Consider the following 25083-nt stretch of genomic DNA (forward strand, 5'->3'; position numbering starts at 1 on the left):
GATGGCACGCGCGGAAAACGAGTGGCAGAACTGTCGGTGCCTCTTGCCAGAATCAGCGCGGAGGTAACGAACACCATGGCTCTTGACCCCTACCGGCGCCTGCTCAGGATTCCGGGTCTCCCCACGTTGCTGCTGGTGGGGCTGCTGGCGCGCATCCCGTCCACGGCGGTCGGCATGGCGCTGACCCTGCACGTCGCCACCACGCTCGATCTGGGCTTCGCCAAGGCCGGGCTGGTCACCATGGCCAGCACGATCGGCATGGCGATCGGCTCGCCCCTGGCGGGCAGGTTCGTCGACAAGCACGGGCTGCGTCCCGTGGTCGTCGTCACGACCGTGGCGCAGGCGGTGTTCTGGGCGTGCGCGTGGGCGCTGCCGTTCCCCGTCCTCGCCGTGGCGGCGGCGGTGGCGGGGCTGCTGGGGCTGCCGGTCTTCAGCGTGACGCGGCAGTGCCTGGCCGCCATGGTGCCCGAGCCCCAGCGGCGCAGCGGCTTCGCGCTCGACTCGATGCTGGTCGAGCTGTCCTACATGACCGGTCCCGCGCTCGCGGTGGCCGGCGTCACGACGCTCGGCAGCGGCCCGACGATGGCCGTCATCGGGCTCGGGGTGACGTCGGCGGGGGTGGGGCTGATCGTGCTCAACCCGCCCACCCGCTCGGCCGACGAGATGGCGGAGCAGGCGGTCAAGGTGCCCAGGAGGCAGTGGGTCACGCCGGCGTTCGTGGCACTGCTCGGCACGGTCGCGGCGGCCACGTTCGTGCTCACGGCGGCCGAGCTCGCTCTGGTCGCCACCATGGAGCACGCAGGCCAGACAGCGTGGGTCGGGCTCGCCGTGGCTATCTGGGCGGTCTACTCCCTGATCGGTGGTTTCCTGTACGGTGGCCTGTCCCGTGGCTTCTCGCCGCTGGTCCTCATCGGAGCCATGGGCCTGCTGACCGTCCCCGTGGCGTGGGTGGGCGGCGGCTGGCACTGGCTGGTCCTGGCGTTGCTGCCCTCGGGCATGCTCTGCGCGCCGTCCCTGTCGTCCACCGTCGACGTGCTCAGCCGCTGGGTGCCCGCAGGGGCGAGGGGAGAGGCGATGGGCTTCCACGGCACCGCGCTGCTGGTGGGCGGTGCCGTCTCGGCGCCGATCGCGGGGGCCGTCATCGACGGGACGGGTCCGGCCTGGGCGTTCGCCGTGGCCGGCCTGGTGGGGGTGGCCACGGTGATGATCGCCCTCCCGTTCTGGCGCCGCCGCCCGATGACATCCACCGCCCTGAGCCGGTCCGCTGCGCCGCGGCCGGAGGGCGGGTCCGCGGCGGCGGTGGAGGGGACGTCCGGCGTGCAGGGACATGAGGTCGTCCGGGCACTGGAGAACGACGCCTCGCTCACGCCGATGGGGGAGCCTCCGGTCCTGGTGGAGGACGCTCCGCTACGTCAGGAAGGACCCGCCGCACTCACTTGAGCAGGTCGTCGCGGGTCCGCGTGGTCGCACGTGAGCGGGCGCGGTCTGATCGGGGGTGTTCGGCGGGTTCCCACGCGCCTGCGACGCCCCGGCGGCAGAGGCCGGGGCCGCCGCTTCTCGAGGCGGGAGGTCACCGATGCCGGCGGTGGAGTGCTCGTTGCTCGGCGGCGTCGAGTGCGGGTGCGAGGGGTGCGAGCGTGGTGCGAAGGAGGCCCGGTAGCGAGCCGGACGGCACGACGAGCCCGCTGGTCGTGAAGGACGAAGCAGTCGTCTGCAGCCACTGCTCGAGCGCCACGCGAACTGCGGCGGCCACGCTCGCCGCGAGCACCCGTGCGGTGTGCGGGTCGCCATCGCCCAGACGGTCGGCGATCGCGTCGGTAAGAGGATGTTCGATCGCGGTGGTGGTTTCGACGAACGCGTCGCGCAGTGCGGGACGGGTGGTGATCAGCAGCAGCGCGTCCCGGCCGGATTCGTCCGGGACGGTGTACTGATCCACGAGCGCTTCGATGACGGCGTCGGCGAGGCCGACGCCGGCGGGCCGATCGGCCACCGCCGCCGCGGCTCGCGCTTCCCGTTCGCCGGCGACGGCGGCGACGATCGCCTGCTCGCGGCTGGAGAAGTAGTTGTTGTACGTCCTCGGTGAGACGCCGGCGGCCTCGGCGATGTCATCGACGCGCACGTTGTCCGGCCCACGCTCGAGGGCCAGCCGCAGGGCCGCCGCGCGCAAGGCCTCTCGGGTGGCCTGCTTCTTCTGCTCGCGCAACCCCGTCCGTCTCGTCGTCACCGTCCCAGCATTCCAGCTTGAATGCGTGTGCGCAAACTTGCGTGCACGCAAGTTTCTTCATAGCCTGGGCGTCCTCATCCCACAGGAAGGACCCGTGCAATGAGGGCCAAGGGCATCACCTACGACACCGGCTTCATCCGCAACGGAGGGTCCTCCCGCGAGCGCTTCGACCCGGACGTGGTCAAGCGCGAGCTGGAGATCATCAGGGACGACCTGCACTGCACCGCGGTCCGCGTCATCGGCGGTGACCCCGGGCGGCTGGAGCTGGCCGCGACGTACGCCGCCGACCTCGGCCTGGAGGTCTGGTTCTCGCCCTACCCTCTGGAGCTGACCTCCGAGGAGACGCTGTCGCTGTTCGCCGACTGCGCTGAGCGGGCGGAGCGGATCCGGCAGCGGGGCGCCGAGGTCGTGTTCGTCGCCGGCGCCGAGCTGAGCCTGATGAACAAGGGATTCCTGCCGGGCGACACCCAGGAGGACAGGCTCGGGCTGCTGGCTCGGCGAGATCGGCTGGCCGAGCGGGCAGGCGAGCTCAGCGCGCGGGTCAACGACTTCCTGTCCGGCGCCGTGGCACTCATTCGCGAGCGATTCGGCGGCCGGATCACCTACGCCTCCATACCGCTCGAGCGCGTCGACTGGGCCTCCTTCGACATCGTGGGCGTGGATCTCTACCGGTCGGCCGAGGTCGCCGGCCCGTTCGCCGAGGCCGTACGCACCCTCGTCGCGCAGGGGAAGCCGGTCGCGATCACCGAGTTCGGCACCGCCGCCTACCGTGGCGCGGGTGACAGGGGCGGCCGCGTACTGGAGGTCGTCGAGTTCGGCGAGGACACCGGCGTGCCGGTCCGGCTGAACAGCGAGTGCGTCCGCGACGAGCCCGGCCAGGCCGCATACCTGCGGGAGCTGTTGGAGATCTACGACGCCGCAGGTGTCGACAGCGCCTTTGTCTTCCTCTTCGCGCTCGACAACTTCCCGCACCGCCCCGACGGCGATCCCCGCGACGATCTCGACCTGGCCAGTCCGGGCATCGTCAAAGTCCTCGAGGACCGCCGCGGGGACACCTACCCCGACATGTCCTGGGAACCCAAGGCCGCCTTCATCGCCCTCGCTGAGTGCTACCGCGGCTGACCGCGTCGCCATGCCCGCGTCTTGCGGCGAGCCTCGCCGGCCGCCGCCCGCCGGCCGGGCGAGCGCTTCAGCGCCTCATCCGACCCGCCCCCCTGCGGGCGAACAAGGGAGTACATATGATCACAGATGTTGTCATCGTCGGCGGCGGCCCCAACGGGCTGATGCTGGCCTGCGAACTGAGCCTGGCAGGGGTCCGGCCGCTCGTGCTGGAGCGGCTGCCCGAGCCCAGCCGGGAACCGAAAGCGAACGGACTGCTCGGTCAGGTCGTGAGGATGCTCGACCACCGCGGGTTGCACGAACGTCTCAGCGGCAGCCAGGAACCGCCGCGGCCGAACTCCGCGTACTTCATGTTCGGCGCGATGGGCCTGGAGCTGAGCCTGCTGGAGGACAGCCCCGTCCACGCCCTGCCGGTGCCGCAGCGACGTGTCGTGCGGGTTCTGCAGGAGCGAGCGGTCGAACTGGGCGTGGACATCCGGCGGGGGCACGAGGTCGTCGGCCTGGCGCAGGACGACGACGCCGTCACCGTCGACGTCACGAGCCCGGACGGGGAGTACCACCTGCGGGCCCGGTACCTGATCGGTGCCGACGGAGCCCACAGCGCCACGCGCAAGCTCTCCGGCATCGGGTTCCCCGGAATCACCCACGACCGGATGACCGTTCGCTCGGCGCATGCGACGATCCCAGAGGACTGGGTCGATCCCGCGACCGGCGCGCTGAACGTGCCCGGCTACGGCGCCGTCATGCCGTTCATGCCCCACCGCACCGAGCACGGGGGGTTCTCCTACGCGCCGATGCCCGGCCATCCACCGCTGGTCAGCACCACCGAGTGGGACCAGCCTGCGACCGACGCTCCGATGAGCCTGGAGGAGCTGGGGACGAGTATCCGCCGCGTGCTCGGCGTCGACGTGCCGCTCGGGCCGCCCGACGGCCAAGGACCGCACGCGCTGCGCCGGCTGACCGGCGGTAACACCCGGATCGCCGAACGGTTCGCCGACGGCCGGGTGTTCCTGATCGGTGACGCCGCCCACGTGTACGCCGCCACGGGAGGCGGTCCGGGGCTCAACCTCGGCCTGCAGGACGCGGTCAACCTCGGCTGGAAACTCGCCGCCGAGATCCGGGGAAGCGCCCCGCCCGGGCTGCTGAACAGTTACGAGACAGAGCGGCGATCGGCCGCCCGGCGCATGGTGCTGAACGCGCAGGCACAGGCGGCCCTGATCGCCCCCGGCAGCGATGTCACCGGACTGCGCGAGGTGTTCGCCGAACTGCTCCGCGACCCGAGCGCGGTGCGGCGCCTGGCCGGACTCACCGCAGGCGCCGACGTCCGCTACGACATGGGCGTACCCGAGGCGCACCCGCTGACCGGCCGGTTCGCCCCGGACATGGACCTGCACACCGCGACCGGGCCGGTCCGGCTGGCCGAGCTGACCAGAACCGCACGCCCTCTGCTGCTCGACCTGACCGAAGAATCATCACTGGCGGAGACACTCGCCCTGGGGCACGACCAGGTCGATGTCGTCACGGCGCGCTCCCAGACCCCCGCGCCCACCGCCCTGCTCCTCCGGCCGGACTGTTACGTGGCCTGGGCATCTGCATCGCCTCGGCCCGATCCCACGGAGATCGGGACGCTCCGGGCAGCCTTGCAGCGGTGGTGCGGAGTCATCAAGCCCGCCCGCACCTGACTCGGGCACCTACGGAGGCAGCCGACGCGGGCCGGTGGCAGGCTTGCGGAGGGCCGGGACGGGGTCAGGACCCGGCTGCGGCGCGGTGGGCGCGGATCTCGTCGTGGTGGTCGGAGGCCCAGCCGATCAGCTGTTTGACGATGTCGAGCAGGCCACGGCTGAGGGGGGTGAGGGTGTACTCCACGCGCGGCGGGACCTCCGCGTAGGCCGTGCGGGTGATCAGCCCGTCCTGCTGAAGCTGGCGCAGGGTGTGGCTGAGCATGCGCTGGGAGATGCCGGGGACGTCGCGCTGCAGGTCGGTGTAGCGCAGGGCGCCGTCCTCCAGGATCGCGATGATCAGCATGCTCCACTTGTCGCCGACCCGGTCCAGGATCTGGCGGATGAAGGCCATCTGGTCGGCCGGGATCGCCGCGCAGGGCCCCCGGCTCGCGGCGGCCGCCGATCCCCCTGCGTGCTCCATGACGCACATTCCTCTCCGTGACGCACAGTGATGTGCCTTTTGTAGGCCCCTCCATGCTGTCCTATCTTGACGTTACGCACAAATAGTAAGAATTGGAGGGGATGCCATGAAGGTCGAGCTCTGGTCCGAGGTGGCCTTCCCCTGGTGCGGGCTGGGCGGCCATCGCCTGGCGCGAGCCGTCGAGCACGTGGAGGTGGTCACCTCGCCCCCGGCGGCCATGCTCCTGCCTGCGCTCCGACGGCTGCGCCGTCCCCTCCGCAACCTCCTGACCCCGTACTCGAGAGAAAGTGAACTGATCATGCCTGCTCTCGCCATCGTCGGCGCCGGCCCCGGCATGGGCCTCGCCATCGCCCGCACCTTCGGCGCCCAGGGCTACGATGTCGCTCTCATCGCCCGCAACCGGGCCAAGCTCGACGACCTCGTCGGCCGGCTCACCGCGGAGGGCATCACCGCCGCCGCGTTCCCGGCGGACGTGCTCGACCACGACGCGCTGGCCCAGGCCCTCAAGGACGCCGCCACTCTCTTCGGCGGCATCGATGTCCTGGAGCACTCCCCGGCCCCGAGCGTCGGCTCCATCGCCCTCGCCTCGCCGTCCCAGACCAACCCGTCCGACGTGCAGTGGCTGATCGACTTGCTGCTCTACAGCGCCATCACCGCCACCCGGGCCGTCCTCCCCGCGATGCGTGAGGCCGGCGCGGGCACCCTGCTCTACACCAACGGAGGCGGCTCGCTCGACCCGCACCCGATACTCGGCAACGTCAACGCCGCCCAGGCGGCGCTGCGCAACTGGGTGCTCAACCTGCACAAGGAGCTGGCCGGCACCGGTGTCCAGGCCGCGCACGTCGCCATCGACGTGTGGATCGGCGGGGGCGGCCCTCCCGGAGCCCCGACCGCGGAGCCCGAGGAGATCGCCCCTCTCTACTGGGACCTGCACACCCGACGCGACGAAGCCGAGCGCGTCTTCTCCGGCTGACGTCTCGCGTGGCGGGGGTGGCGGCAGTGATCCGGTTCGGTCGCGGAGTTCGCACGGATTAACGAAACGGGACCGTTGCGTATCGGAATGCATTGCGCTACGGTGTCGTTGCGAAACTTAGGCGTATCGAAATTAAGGACCTTGTCATGGACCCGAAAACGGGGCATCCACGCCGATGGGCGATTCTCGGCGTGCTGGTGTTCAGCCTGCTGGCCGTCGTGTTGGACAACACGATCCTCAACGTCGCGATGAAGACCATCGCCGACGAGACGGCGGGCTTGGGGGCGACGCAGAGCGAGCTCGAATGGGCGATCAACTCCTACACGCTGGTGTTCGCCGGCTTGTTGTTCACGTTCGGCGTGATCGGCGACCGAACAGGACGAAAGCGCATGCTGTTCATCGGCATGGTGCTGTTCGGGCTGGCCTCGCTGGCCAGCGCCTACGCCCAGGATCCGACGCAGCTGATCCTGGCGAGGGCGGCGATGGGCATCGGCGGCGCGGCCATCATGCCGGCCACGCTGGCGATCATCTCCAACGTGTTCCCGCCCGGTGAGCGTGGCAAGGCCATCGGCGTGTGGGCCGGCGGCGTCGGTCTCGCGGTGGCGATCGGCCCGATCACGGGCGGCCTGCTGATCGAGCACTTCTGGTGGGGCTCGGTGTTCCTGGTCAACGTGCCGATCGTGCTGGTCAGCCTGGTCCTGATCTCCATGGTCGTGCCCGAGTCGCGTGACCCGAAGCCGTCCAGGCTCGACCCGCTGGGCGTGGCGTTGTCGATCATCGGTCTGGTGGCCATCGTGTACGGCATCATCCGCGGCGGCGAACTCGCCACCGTGGCCAGCGCCGAAGTGCTGGTGCCGACGTTGTTCGGCCTGGCGGTGCTCGGCGTGTTCGTGTGGTGGGAGCGGCGCATCGACCACCCGGTCTTCGACGTCCGTAACTTCGCCAACGTCCGCTTCAGCTCGGCCATCGGCATGATGGGCATCGTCTTCTTCGCGATGATGGGCGGGATGTTCTTCCTGACCTTCTACCTGCAGATCGTGCTGGGGTTCACGCCGGTGCAGGCGGGAGCGCTGATGATCCCGTTCGCCGCGGCGCAGCTCATCTTCGCGCCGCTCAGCCAGCGGGTGAACGAGCGGTTCGGCGCCAAGCTGTCGGCCACGGTGAGCATGATCGTGGTGACCCTGGCGTTGAGCAGCTACGCTCTGATGGACCAGAACACGCCGATCCTGCTGATCGAGATCGTCTTCTTCGTGCAGGGTGCGGCGATGGCCAACATCATGCCGCCCGCGACCACCGCCATCATGGAGTCGCTGCCCAGGGAGAAGGCCGGTGTCGGATCCGCGATGAGCAACACCGTCCGCCAGCTGGCCGGCGCGCTCGGCGTGGCGGTGCTCGGCTCGGTGCTGTCCTCCAGCTACCGGGGCGAGATGGCGCCGGTGCTGGCGGGCCTGCCCGCCGACGCCCAGCACGCCGCCGGTGAGTCGATCATGGGGACGATGGGCGTCGCCCAGGCTCTGGGGGAGCAGGGCCAGGCGCTGATCAAGCCGGCGTTCGCCGCGTTCGTCGAAGGCATGCACGTCACGGCCATGGTGTCGGCGGTGGTCGGCTTGCTCGGCATCGTGGTCGTGGCGAGGTGGATGCCCGGCAAGCCGCGACCGGTGCGGCAGACGGAACAGAGGGAACCCGCTACAGTGTGAGGCCGCGATGACGATCCAGGAACCAGCGGTTGCCCGCCCGGCGGGCCGTCCGCGCAGCGAGAAGGCCGAGAAGGCGATCATCGAGGCGACCCTCGACCTGCTCGGCGAAGGCATGGGTGTGTCCGAGCTGTCCATCGAGGCGATCGCGTCGAGGGCCGGCGTCGGCAAGACCACGATCTACCGGCGCTGGTCCAACAAGGAAGATCTGGTCGTCGACGCCCTCGCCACGCTCAAGGCGCCGCTGCCGGAGCTCGGCGGCACATCGGTGCGCGACGACCTGATCAGCCTGCTCGACGCCATGCGCAGGGAGGCGGGCCAGCCCCGCAGCCGCTGCGTGATGAACATCGCGATGAGCGAGGCCGATCGATATCCGCAGCTGATGGAGCGGTTCGTCAAGCGGGCCATCACACCTCGCAGGGAGGCGATGCGCGCGGTGATCGAGCGCGGCATCGCCTCCGGCGAGCTCAATCCTGACCTCGACGTCGACATGGGCATGGCGTTGCTCTCGGGGACGATGCTCTGGCACACCAAGTGGGGGCCCGGTGGCGAGCTCGCTCCCGACCTCGCCGTACGGGTGGTCGACGTGGTCCTGGCCGGGATGACGCCCAGGCCCTGATCGGCGGAGCGGCCGTCAGGCGGCGGTCCTGCGGCGGAAGAGCAGGGCCGCGACCGGGACGCTGATCACCACCACACCGATCAGCCACGCCGCCGCCACCGCCCCCGACGAGCCCACGGGCCGGTCGAGGAGCAGTGCCCGCAGCGTCTCGATGATCGGTGTGGCCGGCTGGTTGTAGGCGAAGTCGCGCAGCACGCCCGGCATCGTCTCCGCGGGGACGATCCCGTCCGAGACGTACGGCAGGAAGAGCACCGCGAAGCTGAACGCTCCCGCCGCCTGGGCCGACTTGACCAGCAGCCCCCACACGACCGCGAGGGCGGACATCGCCAGGACGTATCCCGCGACCAGCGCCAGCACCAGAGCCCAGCCGGTGAGGGTGGCCTCGGGGCGGAACCCGAGGACGATCGCGGCGAGCAGGGCGATGGCGGACGATGCCACGTTGCGCACGACCGATGCCACGACGTGCCCCGCGGGCACCACCCACCCGCTGATGGGCAGGGTGCGGAAACGGTCGATCATGCCTCCGGTCAGGTCCTCGGAGATGTTCACGGCCGACAGGGCGGCTCCGTACCCGCCTGACATGAGCAGCACGGCGGGGACGACGAAGTCGATGTAGGCCAGGCCGCTGGAGCCGGTGGTGATCGCGCCGCCGAACACGTACACGAAGAGCAGCATGATGATCACGGGCAGCGCCGTGTTCACGATGAGGCCGTCGAGGACGCGCAGTTCGCGGCGCAGGTCGCGGACGACGAGGCGGCGAAGGTCGCCCGCCGAGGTGACGAGGGCGCTCACGCCGCGGCCGCCGTGAGCTCGAAGAACACGTCGTCCAGGGTGGGGGCGCGCAGGGCCACGTGCTCGACGTCGATCCCGGCCCGGTCGAGCAGGTCCAGCGTCCTGTGCAGGTGCCGGGGGTCCTGGACGGCCACGGTGACCTCGCGGGAGTCCTGGCCGAGGTGGGCGTCGGCGAGCGCGGCCCCGGCACGGGGCACGTCGTCGGCCCGCGACAGGCGCATCACCAGGCGTTCCGCGCCGACCTGGCGTTTGAGCGCGGCGGGGGAGTCATCGGCCACGACCCGCCCGCCGTTGATCACCACGACGCGGTCGGCGAGGTGGTCGGCCTCGTCGAGGTACTGGGTGGTCAGCAGGATGGTGGTGCCGGAGGCGAGCAGTTCGCGGATCACCGACCACAGTTCGGCCCGGCTGCGCGGGTCGAGCCCGGTGGTGGGCTCGTCAAGGAAGAGGATCCTGGGGTTGGAGATCATGCTGGCGGCGAGATCGAGGCGGCGGCGCATCCCCCCGGAATAGGTGGAGACCTGACGGCCGGCCGCGGCGCTCAGGTCGAAGCGTTCGAGCAGTTCGCCCGCTCGCCGGCGGGCCTGCCTCCCGCCGAGGTGGTAGAGGCCGGCGAACAGCTCGAGGTTCTCCCGGCCGGTCAGCAGCCCGTCGACCGTGGCCTGCTGAGCGGTCAGCCCGATCACGCGTCGTACCGCGGCACCCTCGCGGGTGACGTCGTGGCCGCCCACGGTGACGGTGCCGCCGTCCGGCGCGAGCAGGGTGGTCAGGATGCGCACGGTGGTGGTCTTGCCGGAGCCGTTCGGCCCGAGCAGGGCCAGCAGGGAGCCGGTGGGCACGGTCAGGTCGATCCCCGCGAGCACCGGCCTGCCGCCGAAGGACTTGGTCAGTCCTCTGGCGTGCACAGCTTCTGTGAATGGCGTACTGTGTATGACGTTCATAGTTTTAAGGTAATGCAGAATCCTAGGAGTGAGTCAAGGAGGAACCCGAATGTCGCAGGAGCGGTCGTTGCCGCCCGTGGTGGAGCGGTTGTGGGGGCGCGAGCCGGTCCCGCGCCGAGGCCCGAGGCCGCGGCTCGACCTGGCCACGATCGCCTCGGCCGCCATCGAGATCGCCGATGCTGAAGGCCTGACCGGGGTCTCGATGGCGAGCGTGGCCTCGCGGGTGGGGGTGGCGGCGACGGCGCTCTACCGCTATGTCGGGAGCAAGGAGGACCTTCTCACCGCGATGGCCGACTTCGTCGTGCCGATGCCGCCCGACCCCGCGGGCCGGCCCTGGCGCGACTATCTCGAGCTCTGGACCCGCGCCCAGCGCGACACCCTCCTTGAGCACCCGTGGTTGTTGCCGATCTCGCGGCTCACCCCGCCGCTGGGCCCCCGGCGGCTGCTCTGGCTCGACCGCCTGCTCGCCGCGCTCGACGGCATGGGGCTGGACGGCGGGGAGAAGGTCAACGTGGCCAGTGTCCTGGCGGGCTACGCGCTGACCGACGCGGCGCTCGTGGCCACGTCCGGAGAGCCGCAGGCCGACGGCCCGGCCGTCGAGGGAGCCGAGGACTACGGCGAGGCCCTGGCCGGGCTGCTCGACGCCGGGACCTACCCGGCGCTGTCGGCCGCCGTGCGCGCGGGCGCGCTGCGCGGCGCCGAAGGGTGGGTCGACGACAGCGACTTCCGCTTCGGCCTGGAGCTGCTGCTCGACGGCGTCGAGGCGCTGATCGCGCGGCGCGCGTCAGGCGATGACGTCGGCGGGAAGTAGCTGCTCGGTGAGCAGGCGGCGGACCCGGTCGGGGGTGGTCGCCCAGGGCCGCAGAAGCTCCCATCCATGGAAATATCCCAACAGGTACGGGCTCGTCGGCGACGGCTTGATCAGCCCCATGGCCAGCGCCACCTCGCTCTCGCTGTACAACGCCCACCGGCCCAGGTACGCGGCCAGCTCCGCCTCGCCCCTCCCCTCCTCCGCCATGAACACGGCGTTGCCCCAGACGCCCCACAACACGTTCTTCGCGTGGTGGATCGCGGCCAGGTCGCTCCCGTCTGGCCGGATGCCGGCCTCGGGAAAGACGTGCTCGTCCAGCCAGGCCCGCGCCTGCTCGCCGGGGAAGACGAGCTCCTCGGCGAGCAGGCCGAGGCCCTCGCTGAGCACGAACGACGGCGACAACATGAACCGTACGCTCTGGCCGTCCCGGTGCTCCTTGAGCAGCGACTCGGCGATGTGCCCGGGATGGCCCTCGTGCGCGATGACGTACAGCAGATCGGCCAGGTTGAACGGGATCGCCTTGTTGACGTGGATCGTGGACTTCAGGCTGCCCTCGTACGCGCCGGCCGCGTGGAACGCCACCCCCTCCACGAGCCGGACCTCCACACTCTCCTCCGGCAGCGCGATGATCGCGCTCGTCCGCGCCCGCGTCTCGGCCACCGCCCTGGCCGCCAGCTCCGGCAGCCGCTCGATCGGCTCCAGGGTGTGGGCCGCCTGCCACGCCCGCATCCGGTCGGCCAGCGACCCGCCGGTCCTCGGGAGCGCCGCGTCCAGCTCCGCGTGCGCCTGCTCGAACACCTCCTCGGGCAGCCGTCGCGGCTCCAGGCCCAGGCACTCGCGCGCGTACTCGGCCAGGGGCAGCCGCTCGCCGTCCAGCCGGCGGGCGACGGCCCGCAGCGCGCGCACCTGTGCGGCCAGGTATGCCGACGGGGCGGACTCCAGCAGCCGATCCGCCTCCCCGGCCAGCTCGCCCGGGGCGGCGGGCGGCTCCGACTCCGCCGTCGCCCTCCACTCCGCCGGACCCGAGTAGATGAGCATGCCGCCGCCCAGCGCCTGGTCGACCCGCAACGCCAGCATCGCGAAGTCGTGCTGCCACCGCTGCTCTGCCATGGATTCTCCTCCTCTGTCCTGGGCGCCCTAAGCTAGCCGTACGGTTTTCCGTACAGTGCACGGAAACGCGCGCGGAAAGGGAGCGGGAGCGTGCCGGAATCCATCTGGTTCCGCGACGACGACCGGCCGCGCCGGCCACGGCTGACGCGCGAGCGCATCGTCACGGCCGCCGTCGCGCTCCTCGACGCCGAGGGCGTGGCCGGATTCTCGATGCGGGCGCTGGCCGCGCGCCTGCGGGCGGGGACGATGTCGCTCTACGAGTACGTCAGGAGCAAGGAGGACGTCCTCGACCTGGCCCTCGACGAGGTGATCGGCGAGATCGAGCCGGCGGAGGCGGGCCCGTGGCGAGAGCTCCTGGTGCGCCAGCTCGCCCAGAGCAGGCAGGTGATGCGCCGCCACCCCTGGGTGCCCGCGCTCACCGCCACGCGTCCCCTGCTCGGGCCGAACGCGGTGGCCCGCTCCCGCGTGTTCTACTCCGCGCTTGCCGGCGCCGGGCTGAGCGGCGCCACGCTCGTCGCCGCCGTCGGCACGCTCAGCTCGTACGTCAACGGCTTCGTCGCGTCGGAGAACACCTGGTGGGACACCGTACGCACGGCCGGAGCCGACGCCGAGATCCGCGGCAAGGTCACCCGGCATCTCGACGACCACGCCGGCGAGCTCGCCCGGCACGCCCAGGTGGACAACGGCGACTTCGACGCCCAGTTCCTGCTCGGGCTCGACCTCATCCTCGACGGCATCGCGACCCGCCTGCCACCCGGCTGAGGTCGCCGGCTCGGGCCGGGCCCGTCCGCGGTCACCGCTGTTCCGCGACGGCGGCCAGCAGGGAGTCGAGGGCGCGCTGGGACGTCTGGAGCCGTTCGATGGTCTCGGCGAGGCGCCGGCGTTCCCTCCGCAGGCTGCCGGCCATGCCCTGGCAGCCGGACGGCACCATCCGTCCGCCGTCGTCATGCACGCAGTCGAGCAACCGCGCGATCACCGACGTCGGCAGCCCGGCGGCCAGCATCATCCGGATGTGGCGGACGGCGGCGACGTCCGCGTCGCCGTAGTCGCGGTAGCCGTTGGGCAGCCGCACGGGCCTGAGCAGGCCCTGCTCCTCGTAGTAACGCAGCAGCCGCCTGCTCACCCCGGTCTCCCGGGCCAGGTCACCGATCCGCATGTGCTCCCTTGTCCCTCACACTTGACCTTCACATCGATGTGACGCCTTACCGTCCCATTGTTCTAGAGCAACAACACGAAGGAGCTGATGATGCCGGGTGCGGTGGTGATCGGGGCAGGACCGGGGATCGGGCGGTCCGTCGCCCGCCGGTTCGCGAAGGAGGGCATGGAGGTCGCCCTCGTCTCGCGGTCAGGGACGACGCTGGACCTGGAGGGTGCGCGCGCCTACCGGGCCGACAGCGCCGACGAGGACGAGTTGCGCGCGGCGCTCGACGCGGCCGCCGCCGAGCTGGGCACGCCGGACGTCGTGGTCTACAACGCGGCCGTCATCCGGCCCGACACGCCCGCCGAGGCGAGCATGCGCTCGCACCTCGACGCCTGGGCGGTCAACGTGGTGGGTGCGCTGATCGCGGCCGCGCACGTCGTGCCGGCCATGGCCGGGCGCGGCGGCGGCTCGTTCCTCATCACCGGCGGGATGCCCGAGCCCAAGGCGGCTTACACCAGCCTCTCGCTCGGCAAGGCCGGCGTGCGGACCCTGGTGGACATCCTCGACCAGCAGTGGGGATCGTCGGGCGTGCACGTGGCCGGCGTCACCGTGGCCGGGCCCGTCGCGCCCGGCACGGACTTCGACCCCGACGACATCGCCGAGCACTACTGGCGCCTGCACACCCAGCCGAGGTCCCGCTGGGACCGGGAGGTGCTGCACGGCGGCGCCGGCGGGTGAGCAGGAGACCGCCGATGGCCGGAAGGGAGCTGGTGCAGCAGGTGGCGGGGTGCCCGCATGCGGCGACGGTCAGCGAGGTCGCACCGGGCGGGCGGGATGTCCGCGGGCCGTGTCAGCGGGTGAGCTTCCACAACCAGCCGATGGAACGGAGCCCGAGCCGCGCCGCCACCCGCTGCGAGGAGTGGTTGTCCGCGCCCGTGCTGTAGAACAGGCGGGTGCCCGGCAGGAGACCGGCCCAGGTGGCGGTGGTCGCCGCGGCGAGGCCACGACCACGGAACGCGGGTGCGGTCCACACCCCGGCCTCGGCGCCGGCCGCTGTCAGGCGCGCGGTGTGGCAGACGGCGGCCACCTGGTCGTCCGCCGCGACCATCGCCCAGGGCGCGCCGTCGCGGCCGTCGAGGAGGTCGTGCCACTCGTCGCGGGCCCAGTTCGCGGGCCGCAGGGGGCGTACGCGCTCGGCGTGGGCCGGGTCGTCCGACCGCAGCACCTCGGCTGCGGGAGCGTCGAAGGGCACCGGTGGCGGCGGGATCAGATAGCACGGCCCGCCGGACACCGTCGCCTCTCCGAGGAGCGCGCGGCACCGCTCCAGCACCTCCGGCGGCCGGCCTGGGGAGGAAGGGAGGCCGCGGGCGACCAGATCGAGCAGCCGGGCGGCGAGCGCGCCGGGCACGTCGGGCCCCACCGCCGCGGTCATGCCGTCGGCCGCCACACCCACCACCAGGTCTTCCGGCCCGGGCAGGCGGCCGCGGTCGTCGAGGCGCCAGATGACACCGATCTCGATGGCCAGCAGGTCGACGTCGGGGGTCACGGTGGGTCCGCCTCCAGGTCGGTGCGACGGCTGCGAACAGCCCGGGGCAATCTACCTGAAAGCCGCCTGCCTTGCCCGCTGGTTTCCGCGCCGGCCGCCGGATCCTTCTGTCTTCACGAGCACGACGACTTCACAGCCAGTGACGTGTCCCTGAAGAAGGACAACTAGCCGACGCTTCCACGTGGCCCGGGTGCGGGATCGACGAGGGTGAACGCGGTCGTCGCGGCCACCCTGCCGTTGACGATCACGTCGAGCTCCCTCCCGCCCGGCGGCTCGTCACGGGTGGTGACCGGGCGGAAGGAATGGCTCTTGCGCAGGGTGAAGACCGCGCCGGACCCGTCGGCCGCCCGCTGGCCGAGGTGGAACACGCGGCGCGAGCCGGGCCGCCGGATCGCGTATTTCAGCAGCATCGGCCCCGGCGCGCCGGCCGTGACCGTGACGGTGAAGGACAGCTTCCCGCCGATGGTCACGGTGTCGGCCTCCAGGGCCAGCGCGTCGACCGCGCCGCTGCCCGGGGTGACGCCCATGAGCGCGAGCGCCTCGGGGTGGCCCGTGCGCAGCAGCCCGCGCGCCGCGTGCCGCAGCACCTTCTCCACGTGGGAGCCGCCGTCGGAACGCCAGCGGGCGAGCAGCTCCAGAGCCACCTGGGGATGGTCCTTGGCCAGGTCGTTGACGTGGTTGGCGACCGAGCGGCGCACGTATTCGCTCGGGTCGTCGCGCAGGCGGCCGAGCAGGGGCAACGTCGGCCCAGGCGTCATCAGCCAGGCCACCCGCCCGGCCCACGGCAGCCGGGGCCGTGAGCCCTCTGAGGCCAGACGGCGCAGGTGCTCGTCGGGGGACTCGGCCCAGGCACGCATGATCCTGAGAGCGTCGTCGCGGTAGCGCTCCAGAAAGGGGCGTACGGCGAACTCGCCCGTCGCGTACGGCGTGAGCGCGGCCAGCGTGGCCATCGCGGGCTCCAGATGATCGAGCCCCGCCGCGGCCGTGTGGTCGGTGGCCGGCCAGCCGCTCCACATGTCGAGCCGCACCCGCGACGCGCACGCGCGCACGATCTCGGCGGCCTGGGGATAGGGCAGCGGCAGCGCGTCGTGCAGCGCCGCCGAGACATGCCTGACGCGGTCCTTGAGCTCCAGCCCGCCGAGCCCGGCCAGGGCGCGCTCGGTGAAGCGGGCGCGGGGGAACGGCGCCCAGGCCGCGCTCAGCCCGTCGGCCAGGACCTGCACGGAGGCGGAGTTGATCATTTCTTTCAGGGGTTGAGCCACGGCGATACTGTGCCAGCCGCCACCGACAGTTCTCACCCCCCTGGAGAAGCCGCGGGCGGCGCCGCGCCGGCGACCTATGCGCCGTTCGGCGTCTGCGGCGACAGGCCGCGGTAGTACGCCTGCATGGCGGGGTGGTAATCGTGGAAATCAGGTGTGGGGGAGCCGTCGCGGGAGGCCACCAGCATGTCGAGGTAGTACTCCCAGCCGGGTCCGACGTCGCCGGCCAGGTCCGTGCCGTCCAGGTGCTGGACGAAGCGCAACTCCGTCATGCCGGCGGTCTCCGACAGCAGCAGGTCGATCCGCCAGGCCCCGTACGCGTCGAGCGCCGACACGGTCAGCCGGTGCGGCGGCTCGCAGGCCTCGATGCGCAGGTCGTACCAGGGCTCCTGCTCCTCGTGCACCATCCGCACCTTGATCGTGCGGCCGGGCGCGGCCTCGCCCTCCCAGGGCCCGAACCAGCGGGCCGTGCGCTCGGGCTCGGTGATGCTCGCCCACACGTCCTCGGCGGGTGCGCGGAACGTCCGGGTGAGGACGAGATCGTTTCCTGAGGCCGTGCCGAACAGCCTGCCGGTGGGGATCGGGCTCATGCGGTGTTCTCCTCGCTGCTGCTGCTGCTGGTGCTGGTGCTGGTGCTGGTGGTGCGGCGCTCGCGGCGCGTTCGGTGCACCTCCGTCTCCAGCGCGTCGAAGCGGTGCTCCCACCCGGAGGGCCGGGCGAACTGGGAGAGCCAGGCGAGCAGCTCGCCGAGCCTGCCGGGGTCGAGCGCGTAGAGGCGCTGCCTTCCGACCAGCTCGTCGCGCACCAGGCCGCTCTCTCTGAGCACGCGCAGGTGACGGCTCACGGCCGGCCTGCTGATCGCGAACTGCCCGGCGATCTGACCGGCGATCTGACCGGCGGACAGCCGCCCGTCGCGCAGCATCACCAGGATCCGCCGCCGCACGGGGTCGGCGATCGCTCCCGCCACTTCGTCCACCCAGAAAGCGTAACCTACTGGTTACGTGTTCGGCCAGAGTTGGGGTGCCACGTCGGGGCAACCTCCCGTGGGCCCAGATACATGAAGAACCTTCTTCGCAGCGGCCACGGATGGCGGAGGTACGCAGCATGAGCAAGCCGCAGGGCGCCGTAGACCTCTCCGCATCGATCGACCACGGCGGCGCGGGCTCTCCCGGTGTCACCGATGCGCCGGATCGGGCCTTCCGCTCCCATCCGACCCTCCAGCCGGCCGTCCGCCAGCTCCAGGTGCTGCGCGACACCTACCCGGGGTGGCGGATCTGGCGCGAGCGCACCTCCACGGCCGTGGTGTGGCACGCGGAGTTACGGCGGCAGGTCAGCGCGGGCATGCGCGGTGCCGGGGTGGCCGAGCGGATCCAGCGCGGTGGAGCCCTGGAGCTCGCGTCCGCGCTGGCCCACCAGGCGTCGCTGGTGCACAACTCCCGGGCCTGGGCCCGGTCGTCATGAGCCGGGGTGGGGGGATCAGCTCGTGGTCTCGCGCCACCTGTTGGTGATCGGCAGGCGGCGGTCCCGGCCGAAGTTCTTGGGAGTGATCTTGGGGCCCGGCGGATACTGCCTGCGCTTGTACTCGGCCACGTCCACGAGCCTGATCACCCGCGTCACGAGCTCGGGATCGTGGCCGGCCGCGATGAGCTCCCGCGAGCCCATGTCCTTCTCCACGTAGTCGTCCAGCAGCCGGTCCAGCACCTCGTACGGGGGCAGCGAGTCGGTGTCGCGCTGCCCTGGCCGCAGCTCGGCGCTCGGCTCCTTGGTGATCGAGTTCTCCGGGATCGGCCGCTCGGCCTGCAGCAGGAAGGAGGGGTCGGAGTGGGTGTTGCGCCACTTCGACAACTCCCAGACCATCGTCTTCGGCACGTCCTTGATCGGCGCGAAGCCGCCCGCGGAGTCGCCGTACAGCGTGGAGTAGCCGGTCGCGAGCTCGCTCTTGTTGCCCGTCGTCAGCACCAGGTGGCCGTGCTCGTTGGACAGGCCCATGAGGATCATGCCCCGCACCCTGGCCTGGATGTTCTCGGCGGCCAGGCCGGACAGGTGGATCTCCTTCTCGTACGCGTCGACGATCTCGGCGATCGGCACGACCTGCGACTGCACCCCCTGCCTGCGCACCAGCTCTTCCGCGTCGCGCAGCGAGTGGTCGGAGGAGTAGCGGGACGGCATGGGCACCACATGGACCCGCGAGGGCCCGATGGCGTCCGCGGCGATCGTGGCCGTCAGCGCCGAGTCGATGCCCCCCGACAGGGCCAGGATGACCGACTCGAAGCCGTTCTTGGCCACGTAGTCGCGGACGGCCAGCACCAGCGCGGAGTAGACCTCGGCGTGCGGGTCCAGCCGCTCGGCGATGGGGGCGGGCACCGGGGGATAGGGGGCGACCGGGTCGGCCGACACCACCAGGCGCTCGACCGTGATCGTGGTGCCGTCGCCCGCGTCGTACGGGAACGTCCCCGTCTGCGCCTGCGAGGGCGGCAGGTCGAGATCCACGACCAGCAGCTCCTCCTTGAACTGCCCGGCCCGCGCCAGGAGCTCTCCCGAGCCGTCCACCACGATCGAGTCGCCGTCGAAGACCAGCTCGTCCTGCCCGCCGACCTGGTTGACGTAGACGAGCGCGCAGCCTGCCTCGCGCGCCCTGCGCGCGCACAGCTCCAGGCGGACGTCGTCCTTCTCCTTCTCGTACGGCGAGGCGTTCGGGACGACGAGCAGCCCGGCTCCCGCCTGCCCGACGACGGACACAGGACCGCCGTCCTGCCAGAGGTCCTCGCACACCGCGATGGCCACGTCGACCCCGTGCAGGCGGAAGACGGGCAGGCGATCGCCGCGCACGAAGTAGCGGTACTCGTCGAACACCCCGTAGTTGGGCAGGTGGTGCTTGGCCGTACGGGTGACCACCTCGCCCTTGAACAGCAGCGCGGCGGCGTCGAGCGGCGCGCCCTTCGGCTGGCCGGTCCTGGGAGCCCGGGCGGCGCGGTCGACGTAGCCGACCACCACGGGCAGATCGCCGAGCCCTTCCCGGTCCAGCCTGCGCGCCACCTCTTCCAGGGCCCTGATGCTGGCGTCCACGAACGACGTACGCAGCACGAGGTCCTCGACGGGATAGCCGGTGAGGAACATTTCGGTGAAGACGACCAGGTGGGCACCGCGTTCGGCGGCGTCGCGGGTCCACACGATCAGCCGGTCCGCGTTGGCCGCCAGATCGCCGACGGTCGGGTTGGTCTGTGCCAGGGCAATCCGCAGTTGAGCCACGCGCTCAGCCTAATACGTCACGCTTTTTATCGTCCAAGCGACGAAAAGTGATATATGTCGCTCAGCGGCGCCGGATCGCGGGTCCGAGCGCCAGCATGCCGAGCGCCGACACCGCGCCGACCCCGCCGACCGTGAACCACAACGCCTTCGAGCCCAGCTCCAGCAGCGGGCCGCCGATCAGCGGCGCCAGCACGGCGGCCATCGACCACGCGAAGCCGAACAACCCCGCGTACCGACCGCGCAGGTGCGCGGGCGCGAGCGCGGCCACGACGGCGCCGGGGACGCCGGCCGTGATGATCTCCCCCGTCGTCCACACCGCGATCGTCACGACCAGCCCGAGGGTGCTGGTGACGAACGCCGTCATCGCGAACCCCAGACCCATCACGGCCAGCCCCGTCGCGAGCGTGCGGGAGGCGTCCCTGCGCCCGAGCCAGCCCGACACGAGCGGCTGCACGAGCACGATGAGCACCCCGTTGAGCGCCATGGCCAGCCCGAACTGCCCCGGCGACAACTTCACGACCTCCGTCATCGCCACCGGCAGCATGGTCATCGTCTGCCCGTAGACCAGCGCGTTGCCCAGCACGACCAGCGTGAACCCCACCATCACCCGGTCGCGCAGGACCACGCCGAAGCCGCCGGCCGACTCCCTCGCCTCCGGCCTGGTCTCCGGGACCGCCCGCCACACCAGCGCGGCGAAGACCAGGCAGGAGACCGCGTCGATCCAGAACAGCCAGACGAACCCGAGCTCCGCCAGCCGGCCGCCGCTCGTCATGCCGATCGCGTAGCCGAGGTTGATCCCCCAGAACAGCAGCCCGTACGCCCGGGGCCGTTCCGCGGGGGAGACCAGGTCGGCGACCAGGGCGGTCGAGGCGGGCCTGTAGACGTCGATCACCAGGCCGAGCGCGAACATGGAGACCAGGATCGCCGGCAGCGTGGAGCTGTAGCCGAGCGCCAGCATGCTCACGGCGGTGGCCACCATGCCGCCCGACAGCGTGGCCCGGCGCCCGATCCGGTCCGTGAGGATCCCGGCGAGCAGTTGCGACAGCAGCGAGCCCACGCCGTAGACGCCCATCACGAGGCCCGCCGCGGCCAGCGACAGGCCACGGCTCTGCGTCAGGTAGACGCCGGTGAAGGGGACGACCATGGTGCCCAGGCGGTTCACCAGGGTGCCGCCCCACAGGGCCCAGAACGGGCGGGGCAACCCGCCCACCATGGACTGGAGGAAGGACGGCTTCCGCTGCGGGTCTGACGGCTTCTCGGCGGTGGTGTGTGACACGCAGGAATCGTGATGTTTGGGTCTTTAGGGTGCGAACGATTTAGGGGAGACTAAAAGCATGTCGCTTACCTGGGCGCTCACCCCGGAGGACGTCGCCCGCATCCGGTTCGCGTTCTCGCCCATGTGGGAGCTCGTCGCGAGCCTGCGCACCCTCCAGAGGCCCGCCCGGCAGTCACTCCACCTGCAGTGGATCAAGGCCGTCCGGCCACGGCTCGCCGGGCTCGACCTCAGCGAGCTGTTCGCGCTCGTCCCGCCCTCCGGCTACGTGGCCGACTTCATCACCCCGCCGCCCGACACGCCGATGCCCGACTTCACCGCCGAGCTCGACCGGGTCAGGCGTACGCCGCCCGAGACGGCCCGGCGGGAGGCCCTGCGGGTCGAGGGGACCGACCGGGCGGTGATCGAGCGGTTCACGGCCGACCCCGAGGCGGGCGTGGCCAGGGTCGCGCGGGCGCTGGAGGCGTACTGGGAGACGTGTTTCGCGGAGTTCTGGCCGCGCGTGTACGGGCTGCTGGAACGCGACGTGCTGCGCCGCTCCCGCCTGCTGGCCGAGGGCGGCGCGCGCCAGTTGTTCGCCACGCTCGACCCCGCCGTCACCTGGACGGGCGAGAAGCTGCTCATCGACCGGCCGTGGTGCGCCGACGAAGCGGTGCGCGGTGACGGCCTGGTGCTGGTGCCCAGCGCGTTCTGGTGGCCGTCGGTGGGGGTGATCGCGCCGCCGTACCAGCCGATGCTCGTCTATCCCGTGCTCGGCGTGGGCACGCTGTGGGAACAGGGGCCGCCGCCCGCGCCCGGCGCGCTGGCCGCGCTGATCGGCAGGAGCAGGGCGCAGATCCTCCTCGCGCTCGCCGAGCCCGCCACCACCTCGGCCCTGGCCGCCCGGATGTCGCTCACCCCGGGCGCCGTCAGCCAGCACCTCGGCGTGCTCAGCGGCGGCGGGCTCGCGGTGGGGATGCGGGTCGGCAAGCAGGTCGTCTACCGCCGCACCCCCACGGGCGACATGCTCGCGTGCGGCGCCGCCTAGCGCCCAGGCGCCGCGGCCGTGACCGTGCGGTCAGGCGTAACGCTGGGACTCCAGGAGCCAGTCGAGGTGGGCGCGCGGCGCCGCCAGGTAGGCGCAGGCGACCTTGCTGACGTCCCTGGCCGCCTTCGGCGCGAGATCCGCGAGGGGCAGCCGCCTGGCCGCCTCCTGCATGTCCTGGCACCGATCGGCGATCCGGTCCAGCACCCACGCGGTCGCCTCCCGCTCGCCCAGCCCGAGCTGGCGCATCGCGAGCACGACGAAGTTGTGCACGTCGCCGCGCTCCTTCGGCCGGGAGGCGACGTCGTTGCACCACGCGGTGACGTCGCTGCAGGCGTCCACCAGCCGGCGCCAGGGCTCGCCGTCGTGGACCCAGCCCGGCACCTCCACCCGCAGGCACGGCTCCACCAGGTCGTACAGGTAGGGCCCCACCGTGCCCCTGCGGAGCTCGGGATATTCCTCCAGCGTCGGCATGCGGCCGGCCGCCCTGTTGTCGGCCTCCGTGCGGCACGCGTCGTGCTGGCGCTGCAGCCCCACCGCGAACCTCGACCGCCACCGGTCGCTCATCCGCGCGCTCGTCACCCGCCACAGATCGGCGAAGGCCGCCTCCAGCGGATGGCCGGCCGCGCCCCTGAGCATGCCGTCGAAGATGTCCAGCCGGCACGACCCCTCGTCCAGCTCGTCGTCCAGGTGGAACAGCCACGTCAGCCACTGCGCGAACAACGCCGCCGCGGCCGCGTCGAACTCCGCGAAGGCCCGGCCCGCCATCCGGTGGAAACCGACGCCGGGGTCGGCGCGCAGGCCGGTGCGCCTGGCCCAGTCGATGACCGCGGCCTCGATCGCGTACACGGCCGGGTGCATCCGGCACGGAGCCGCCATCGCGGGCACCCGCTCGGTGAGCGGCAGCAGCGCCACGGCGGCCGAGTGGCCCCTGCGCGGCAGGGGCAGCATGGACGTCAGCGCGGAACGCAGCGCGGTGCGCACCGTGGCGAACACGGTGGGGCTCGCGGTGGTGTTCACACTCGTCCTCACGGTCGTCTTCAGCGGAGTCTTCACAGCGGTCCGAAGAGCCAGTTGCCCGCGGCGTTGGGGTCTCCGCTCGTGTAGTAGTCGCAAGCGGCCCGGACCAGCCCGTCCACGGTGAGCGTGCCCCTGCCCTCCCTGTCGAGCCGGTCGAACGCCTCGTCCACGTCGTCGTAGGCCACGCCGAACGCGCACAGCAGCGTACGGAACTCGGCGGGGCCGATCTCTCCGTCGCCGTCGGCGTCGCACAACTCCGCCACCGCCACCGTCGCCGGCCTGAACACCGGGTCGTAGCGGTCGCCGGTGACGAACGCCGCCGTCATCCCCTTGCGGAAATCCTCCCGCGCGATGCCGGAGTCGCCGTCGCGCTCGAGCGCCAGCGACAAGGTGGACCAGATGCCGTCGAAGCTGCCGACGAGGCTCGCCCCGGTGACCGAGGTGGGGGACTCCCCGAAGCCCACCAGAATGCGGGCGCCCAGACCCAGCAGGTCCTCACGCTCGACGACGCCGTTGCCGCTCGCGTCGATGTGGTCGAACGCTCGATCGAGCTTGTGATTGAGCAGGTCGATAGCCACCAATGCCTCCCCCGAGACTGACTGCGTGATCACAGTAAGTCGGGGCGGGCCCTTTGTCAGCGAGGCTCGCACCGGCTTGTTCACGGGCTCCTCCGCGGGAGCCTTCCCCGGCACCCCCCGTAACGTGTGCGAAACACGGACACGGCATGCTGGTAGGGGACCCGTACTGTCGTCTTGAGGGGATGCCGTGGACCGCCAGCAGGAGTTCGTGCTCCGCACGCTCGAGGAACGCGACATCCGGTTCATCCGGCTGTGGTTCACCGACGTGCTCGGCTTCCTCAAGTCCGTCGCGATCGCCCCCGCGGAGCTGGAGGGCGCGTTCGCCGAGGGCATCGGCTTCGACGGCTCGGCCATCGAGGGCTTCGCCCGGGTCTACGAGTCCGACATGCTCGCCAAGCCCGATCCGGCCACGTTCCAGATCCTGCCCTGGCGCAGCGAGACGCCCGGTGCGGCGCGCATCTTCTGCGACATCCTCATGCCCGACGGCTCGCCGTCGCACGCCGACCCCCGCTGGGTGCTCAAGCGCACGCTCGCCAAGTGCGCCGACATGGGCTTCACCTTCTACACCCACCCCGAGATCGAGTTCTTCCTGCTGAAGAACCGGCCCGAGCCGGGCGGGCGGCCCGAGCCGATCGACTCGGGCGGCTACTTCGACCACACCCCCCACAGCGCCGGCCACGACTTCCGGCGCCAGGCGATCATGATGCTGGAGTCGATGGGCATCTCGGTGGAGTTCAGCCACCACGAGGGCGCGCCCGGCCAGCAGGAGATCGACCTGCGCTACGCCGACGCGCTGACCACGGCCGACAACATCATGACCTTCCGCCTGGTCATGAAGGAGGTCGCGCTGGAGCAGGGCATCTGGGCCTCGTTCATGCCCAAGCCGTTCACCGAGCACCCGGGCTCCGGCATGCACACCCACATGTCGCTGTTCGAGGGCGACCGCAACGCCTTCCACGAAGCCGGCACCGACTACCGCCTGTCCAAGATCGGCCGCTCGTTCATCGCCGGGCTGCTCAAGCACGCCGCCGAGATCACCGCCATCACCAACCAGTGGGTCAACTCCTACAAGCGGCTCTGGGGCGGGGCCGAGTTCATCGCCGGTCAGGGCGGCGAGGCGCCCTCCTACGTGTGCTGGGGCCACAACAACCGGTCCGCGCTGGTCCGGGTGCCGATGTACAAACCACACAAGGGCGGCTCGACGCGCATCGAGTTCCGCTCGCTCGACTCGGCGTGCAACCCCTACCTGGCGTTCGCGCTGGTCCTGGCGGCCGGGCTGAAGGGCATCGAGGACAGCTACGAGCTGCCGCCCGCCGCCGAGGACAACGTGTGGACGCTGACCAGCGCCGAGCGGCGGGCCCTCGGCATCCAGCCGCTGCCCGGGTCGCTCGACGAGGCGATCGCCGTCATGGAGCGCAGCGAGCTGGTGGCCGAGACACTGGGCGAGCACGTCTTCGACTTCTTCCTGCGCAACAAGCGGGCCGAGTGGCGCGACTACCGCCGCACCGTCACCGAGTTCGAGCTCGGCCGCTACCTGCCCGTGTTGTGACGAGGCCCGTTCCGGGGCG

General features: G+C 71.4%; 26 protein-coding genes. 12 read left to right on the forward strand and 14 right to left on the reverse strand.

Translation table 11 applies throughout. From position 1 onward, the window contains the following. Window positions 1-75: 75 nt before the first annotated feature. Entirely contained in the window at window positions 76-1440 is a 1365-nt protein-coding gene (locus ABGB14_RS06040; RefSeq protein ID WP_347642530.1) for an MFS transporter, read from the forward strand. A gap of 130 nt (window positions 1441-1570) precedes the next feature. On the opposite strand, the gene ABGB14_RS06045 is transcribed toward ABGB14_RS06040, so the two are convergent. Further along, window positions 1571-2203, reverse strand: a complete 633-nt coding sequence (locus ABGB14_RS06045) for a TetR/AcrR family transcriptional regulator (RefSeq protein ID WP_347642531.1) — start codon at window positions 2201-2203, stop codon at window positions 1571-1573. A gap of 120 nt (window positions 2204-2323) precedes the next feature. Here ABGB14_RS06045 and ABGB14_RS06050 point away from each other — a divergent pair, with 120 nt between their 5' ends. Next, the gene (locus tag ABGB14_RS06050; RefSeq protein ID WP_347642532.1) at window positions 2324-3346 is read left to right on the forward strand and encodes a hypothetical protein; all 1023 of its coding nucleotides are present in this window, start codon (window positions 2324-2326) and stop codon (window positions 3344-3346) included. A gap of 116 nt (window positions 3347-3462) precedes the next feature. Then, window positions 3463-5025, forward strand: a complete 1563-nt coding sequence (locus tag ABGB14_RS06055; RefSeq protein WP_347642533.1) for an FAD-dependent oxidoreductase — start codon at window positions 3463-3465, stop codon at window positions 5023-5025. A 64-nt stretch (window positions 5026-5089) separates the two neighbouring features. On the opposite strand, the gene ABGB14_RS06060 is transcribed toward ABGB14_RS06055, so the two are convergent. Continuing rightward, window positions 5090-5485: a helix-turn-helix domain-containing protein gene (locus tag ABGB14_RS06060; protein ID WP_347642534.1), complete on the reverse strand. Its 396-nt coding sequence runs from the start codon at window positions 5483-5485 to the stop codon at window positions 5090-5092. Between the two features lie 106 nt (window positions 5486-5591). Between ABGB14_RS06060 and ABGB14_RS06065 the strand changes: the two genes are divergently transcribed. The 3 genes from ABGB14_RS06065 to ABGB14_RS06075 all read left to right on the forward strand — a co-directional run bounded on the left by ABGB14_RS06065 (window position 5592) and on the right by ABGB14_RS06075 (window position 8771). Further along, a complete protein-coding gene (locus ABGB14_RS06065) occupies window positions 5592-6458 on the forward strand; it encodes an SDR family oxidoreductase (RefSeq protein ID WP_347642535.1) in 867 nt (288 codons plus the stop codon). Window positions 6459-6604: 146 nt separating this feature from the next. Further along, window positions 6605-8155 (forward strand): MFS transporter, encoded by a 1551-nt coding sequence (locus ABGB14_RS06070; protein ID WP_347642536.1) that lies wholly within the window; start codon window positions 6605-6607, stop codon window positions 8153-8155. 7 nt (window positions 8156-8162) lie between these two features. Then, window positions 8163-8771, forward strand: a complete 609-nt coding sequence (locus tag ABGB14_RS06075) for a TetR/AcrR family transcriptional regulator (protein WP_347642537.1) — start codon at window positions 8163-8165, stop codon at window positions 8769-8771. 15 nt (window positions 8772-8786) lie between these two features. Here ABGB14_RS06075 and ABGB14_RS06080 read toward each other — a convergent pair whose 3' ends face one another. Next, the gene (locus ABGB14_RS06080) at window positions 8787-9563 is read right to left on the reverse strand and encodes an ABC transporter permease (RefSeq protein WP_347642538.1); all 777 of its coding nucleotides are present in this window, start codon (window positions 9561-9563) and stop codon (window positions 8787-8789) included. Continuing rightward, window positions 9560-10468: an ATP-binding cassette domain-containing protein gene (locus ABGB14_RS06085; protein WP_347642539.1), complete on the reverse strand. Its 909-nt coding sequence runs from the start codon at window positions 10466-10468 to the stop codon at window positions 9560-9562. Before ABGB14_RS06085 ends, ABGB14_RS06080 begins: the two co-directional genes overlap by 4 nt. An 85-nt stretch (window positions 10469-10553) precedes the next feature. On the opposite strand from ABGB14_RS06085, the gene ABGB14_RS06090 reads away from it, so the two are divergent. Further along, window positions 10554-11315: a TetR/AcrR family transcriptional regulator gene (locus ABGB14_RS06090; RefSeq protein ID WP_347642540.1), complete on the forward strand. Its 762-nt coding sequence runs from the start codon at window positions 10554-10556 to the stop codon at window positions 11313-11315. Here the strand turns inward: ABGB14_RS06090 and ABGB14_RS06095 are convergent. Beyond that, complete coding sequence (locus ABGB14_RS06095) at window positions 11289-12425, reverse strand: hypothetical protein (RefSeq protein WP_347642541.1); 1137 nt, start codon at window positions 12423-12425, stop codon at window positions 11289-11291. The two genes, ABGB14_RS06090 and ABGB14_RS06095, sit on opposite strands and share 27 nt — an antisense overlap. A gap of 90 nt (window positions 12426-12515) precedes the next feature. Here ABGB14_RS06095 and ABGB14_RS06100 point away from each other — a divergent pair, with 90 nt between their 5' ends. Further along, window positions 12516-13187 carry a TetR/AcrR family transcriptional regulator gene (locus tag ABGB14_RS06100; RefSeq protein WP_347642542.1) on the forward strand — a complete coding sequence of 224 codons (672 nt, stop codon included), beginning with the start codon at window positions 12516-12518 and terminating at the stop codon, window positions 13185-13187. 31 nt (window positions 13188-13218) lie between these two features. Here the strand turns inward: ABGB14_RS06100 and ABGB14_RS06105 are convergent, their stop codons facing one another. After that, window positions 13219-13581, reverse strand: a complete 363-nt coding sequence (locus ABGB14_RS06105) for a MerR family transcriptional regulator (protein ID WP_347642543.1) — start codon at window positions 13579-13581, stop codon at window positions 13219-13221. 90 nt (window positions 13582-13671) lie between these two features. Here ABGB14_RS06105 and ABGB14_RS06110 point away from each other — a divergent pair, with 90 nt between their 5' ends. Then, the gene (locus tag ABGB14_RS06110; protein ID WP_347642544.1) at window positions 13672-14304 is read left to right on the forward strand and encodes an SDR family NAD(P)-dependent oxidoreductase; all 633 of its coding nucleotides are present in this window, start codon (window positions 13672-13674) and stop codon (window positions 14302-14304) included. Window positions 14305-14416: 112 nt separating this feature from the next. Here the strand turns inward: ABGB14_RS06110 and ABGB14_RS06115 are convergent, their stop codons facing one another. The 4 genes from ABGB14_RS06115 to ABGB14_RS06130 all read right to left on the reverse strand — a co-directional run bounded on the left by ABGB14_RS06115 (window position 14417) and on the right by ABGB14_RS06130 (window position 17347). Beyond that, window positions 14417-15112: a GNAT family N-acetyltransferase gene (locus ABGB14_RS06115; RefSeq protein ID WP_347642545.1), complete on the reverse strand. Its 696-nt coding sequence runs from the start codon at window positions 15110-15112 to the stop codon at window positions 14417-14419. A gap of 164 nt (window positions 15113-15276) precedes the next feature. Further along, window positions 15277-16374 carry a hypothetical protein gene (locus tag ABGB14_RS06120; RefSeq protein ID WP_347642546.1) on the reverse strand — a complete coding sequence of 366 codons (1098 nt, stop codon included), beginning with the start codon at window positions 16372-16374 and terminating at the stop codon, window positions 15277-15279. 74 nt (window positions 16375-16448) lie between these two features. Continuing rightward, complete coding sequence (locus tag ABGB14_RS06125) at window positions 16449-16961, reverse strand: SRPBCC family protein (protein WP_347642547.1); 513 nt, start codon at window positions 16959-16961, stop codon at window positions 16449-16451. Then, window positions 16958-17347 (reverse strand): metalloregulator ArsR/SmtB family transcription factor, encoded by a 390-nt coding sequence (locus ABGB14_RS06130; protein WP_347642548.1) that lies wholly within the window; start codon window positions 17345-17347, stop codon window positions 16958-16960. The genes ABGB14_RS06125 and ABGB14_RS06130 overlap by 4 nt, the downstream gene beginning before the upstream one ends. A gap of 128 nt (window positions 17348-17475) precedes the next feature. Here ABGB14_RS06130 and ABGB14_RS06135 point away from each other — a divergent pair, with 128 nt between their 5' ends. Further along, the gene (locus ABGB14_RS06135; protein WP_347642549.1) at window positions 17476-17832 is read left to right on the forward strand and encodes a hypothetical protein; all 357 of its coding nucleotides are present in this window, start codon (window positions 17476-17478) and stop codon (window positions 17830-17832) included. A gap of 15 nt (window positions 17833-17847) precedes the next feature. Here ABGB14_RS06135 and ABGB14_RS06140 read toward each other — a convergent pair whose 3' ends face one another. Next, on the reverse strand, window positions 17848-19620 hold the full coding sequence (locus ABGB14_RS06140; protein ID WP_347642550.1) for an NAD+ synthase: 1773 nt from the start codon (window positions 19618-19620) through the stop codon (window positions 17848-17850). Between the two features lie 61 nt (window positions 19621-19681). Beyond that, a complete protein-coding gene (locus ABGB14_RS06145; RefSeq protein ID WP_347642551.1) occupies window positions 19682-20896 on the reverse strand; it encodes an MFS transporter in 1215 nt (404 codons plus the stop codon). A 58-nt stretch (window positions 20897-20954) separates the two neighbouring features. Here ABGB14_RS06145 and ABGB14_RS06150 point away from each other — a divergent pair, with 58 nt between their 5' ends. Then, window positions 20955-21920, forward strand: a complete 966-nt coding sequence (locus ABGB14_RS06150; RefSeq protein ID WP_347642552.1) for a DUF5937 family protein — start codon at window positions 20955-20957, stop codon at window positions 21918-21920. Between the two features lie 30 nt (window positions 21921-21950). On the opposite strand, the gene ABGB14_RS06155 is transcribed toward ABGB14_RS06150, so the two are convergent. Both ABGB14_RS06155 and ABGB14_RS06160 read right to left on the reverse strand, forming a co-directional pair. After that, entirely contained in the window at window positions 21951-22937 is a 987-nt protein-coding gene (locus tag ABGB14_RS06155; RefSeq protein ID WP_347642553.1) for a terpene synthase family protein, read from the reverse strand. Between the two features lie 32 nt (window positions 22938-22969). Beyond that, entirely contained in the window at window positions 22970-23515 is a 546-nt protein-coding gene (locus ABGB14_RS06160) for a hypothetical protein (RefSeq protein WP_347642554.1), read from the reverse strand. Between the two features lie 187 nt (window positions 23516-23702). Here ABGB14_RS06160 and ABGB14_RS06165 point away from each other — a divergent pair, with 187 nt between their 5' ends. Continuing rightward, window positions 23703-25064, forward strand: a complete 1362-nt coding sequence (locus ABGB14_RS06165; RefSeq protein ID WP_347642555.1) for a glutamine synthetase family protein — start codon at window positions 23703-23705, stop codon at window positions 25062-25064. Window positions 25065-25083: the final 19 nt, after the last annotated feature.

It is taken from the genome of Nonomuraea sp. B10E15 (assembly GCF_039871615.1).
Lineage (GTDB): Bacteria > Actinomycetota > Actinomycetes > Streptosporangiales > Streptosporangiaceae > Nonomuraea.